Consider the following 2633-nt stretch of genomic DNA (forward strand, 5'->3'; position numbering starts at 1 on the left):
CGACTTTAAAATGATTACAAGTAATTACTCTATATCAGTAAATTTATATTGGAGAAAAACATATATTTTGTAATCAAAATTAAGACGCTTAGCTATAAGCTGAAAAGCACGTTTTACATACCCCCGGAAGGATGGGATTTTACGGTGCAATGGATAATAAATTGCTCAATCTGCAATAACTTGATTAACAATCTGGATAGCTTCCTGTTCAATTAAATTAAGATGCTCCTTACTACGAAAACTTTCACAGTAAATTTTATAAGCTTCTTCAGTACCTGATGGTCGTGCCGTGAACCAACCATAATCTGTTATTACTTTTAAACCACCAATCGCTGCGCCATTGCCTGGCGCTTTGGTTAAGCGGGCAATAATCGGATCTCCGGCCAGCATATCTGCAGATACCATTTCAGCAGACAATTTAGCTAAACGTTGTTTTTGTTGATGGCTAGCTTTAGCCTGGATACGACTATAGCAAGGTTCACCAAAACGCTGAGCAAGTTCTTGATAGCGCTGCTGCGGGTTTTTCCCTGTCACCGCCCTCATTTCAGCGGCTAACAAACAGAGAATGATACCATCTTTGTCGGTCGTCCATGGCGTTCCATCAAATCGTAAGAAAGCAGCACCAGCGCTCTCTTCACCAGCAAAACCATACTTACCGTGATATAAACCATCAACAAACCATTTGAAACCAACCGGTACTTCAACTAATTCACGTCCTAAATCGGCAACCACACGATCGATCATGGCACTAGAGACTAATGTTTTGCCCACCGCAACCTCTTTTTTCCATTGAGGTCGATGGCGAAAGAGATAATCGATAGCAACCGCTAGATAATGATTTGGATCCATCAATCCCACTGGCGTTATAATTCCATGACGATCATAATCCGGATCATTAGCAAAAGCTAAATCAAATTTATTACGCAAATCCAATAACCCTTTCATCGCCGAGCGCGAAGAACAATCCATCCGGATCACACCATCATGATCTAAAGGCATAAAACTAAATGTTGGATCTATTTGTTCATTAACTAACTCTAAATCGAGTTGATAATATTCAGCAATGCGTTTCCAATAATTTATTCCGGCGCCCCCTAGCGGATCAACACCTATTTTTAATCCAGCTTTTTTGATCGCAGCCATATCAATAACATCACTCAAAGAAACCACATAAGGCTCAACAAGATCTTGTTGTTTATAGTGAGGATCTTTAATAGCGGCCTGATAATTGATACGTTGGATAGCTGATAATTGATTGGCAATAAATTGATTTGCTCGGCGTTCAATTTTAACCGTTAGTGCTTCATCAGCAGGGCCGCCATGGGGTGGATTATATTTGATGCCACCATCTTCTGGAGGATTATGTGAAGGCGTGATCACAATACCATCGGATTTTGCTTGATGCTGACGATTATAATCCAATATAGCGTGAGAAATAGCCGGAGTTGGTGTAAAACCATCGTATTGTTGCGCGATGACTTCAACGCCATTCGCGATCAACACTTCAACAACCGTCATAAAAGCAGGCGCGGATAAAGCATGAGTATCTTTTCCCACTATACAAGCGCCAGTAATTCCATTTAATCGACGAACTTCGATGATAGCTTGGGTAATCGCTAAAATATGTTGCTCATTAAAACTATGACGACAAGCACTACCACGATGACCTGATGTACCAAATTTAACGCTATGAGCAGGATTTTTTACTTGCGGTTGTAGTGAATAATATTGTGCGACGAACTGTTCAACATTTATTAAATCACTTTGTTGGGCAGATTGCCCAGCACGTTTATGTAATGCCACTTATTTCTCTCCGCAGCAACAGCGGTACACATAGCAATAATAACTAAGTGACCAATAATATTTTTTTAAATAGTACCACATACCTTCTCAACCAATTCAACAGGAAACTTCATATCTTGCATAATTTGTTCAATCATATTGCGTTTACGATTGGTGTTGGTATTGGTAATTACCCAAAAAGACGTATCCGGTATCAGGCGAGGTTTTGTCTGCTTACTACTGGCCAATAAGGTCTCTTTATCGTTAGCAAAATAAATGCGCGTCCTCCCATGATTTGATTCTGTTGCTGCCACAAAAGCTTGTTTATTTAAATTGTATAGAGTGGATAAAATAAGCATAAAGCGATCAATCGCTTTTCTTTTAGTTTAGTTGCATAATTCTTGGAAAGCAATAAATCATGTATTACTCTTGCTGCATCATGGGAAAAAACTGCTTTATCTTTTTTCACTCCTGCCGTTATATTACTTACGCTGACCGAGAGTGGAATATGCGACTGACTAACGTCAAACTCTAATAGACGTCGTAATATAACCGATGCATTTTCACCAATATGCTGGGTATGACTAGCGATATAGCGGTAAAGTTCTTCGTCAACTTCAATCGTTTTCATGTTATTTCAATCTGTTTTAATTAAAATTACCCGCCAATTATAAGATATAAACTTAAAAAACAAAACAATGAATATTTCAATTACTTAAGCTTAGTCTTTTAATAAAAAGTTTTTCGGGTTGATTCTCAATGAGTATAGAAACAGCTTAATCTTAATATAGCTAAGCGACTTAATTTTGATTACACCATATTGAGTGCGAACAAAATATCTGTGTCGCATC

1 protein-coding gene and 2 pseudogenes are annotated in these 2633 nt (G+C 38.4%); all 3 read right to left on the reverse strand.

The window, feature by feature from the left end; all coding sequences use genetic code 11:
• Positions 1 to 165 precede the first annotated feature (165 nt).
• On the reverse strand, positions 166 to 1803 hold the full coding sequence (gene pgm, locus ARSQ2_RS10740) for a phosphoglucomutase (alpha-D-glucose-1,6-bisphosphate-dependent) (protein ID WP_181995290.1): 1638 nt from the start codon (positions 1801 to 1803) through the stop codon (positions 166 to 168).
• 65 nt (positions 1804 to 1868) lie between these two features.
• Positions 1869 to 2203, reverse strand: a pseudogene (locus ARSQ2_RS15090) (replication initiation negative regulator SeqA); the annotation flags it as partial.
• Between the two features lie 104 nt (positions 2204 to 2307).
• Positions 2308 to 2413, reverse strand: a pseudogene (locus ARSQ2_RS15095) (replication initiation negative regulator SeqA); the annotation flags it as partial.
• Between the last annotated feature and the right edge of the window lie 220 nt (positions 2414 to 2633).

The sequence above is a fragment of the Arsenophonus endosymbiont of Bemisia tabaci Q2 genome (assembly GCF_902713415.1).
Lineage (GTDB): Bacteria > Pseudomonadota > Gammaproteobacteria > Enterobacterales > Enterobacteriaceae > Arsenophonus.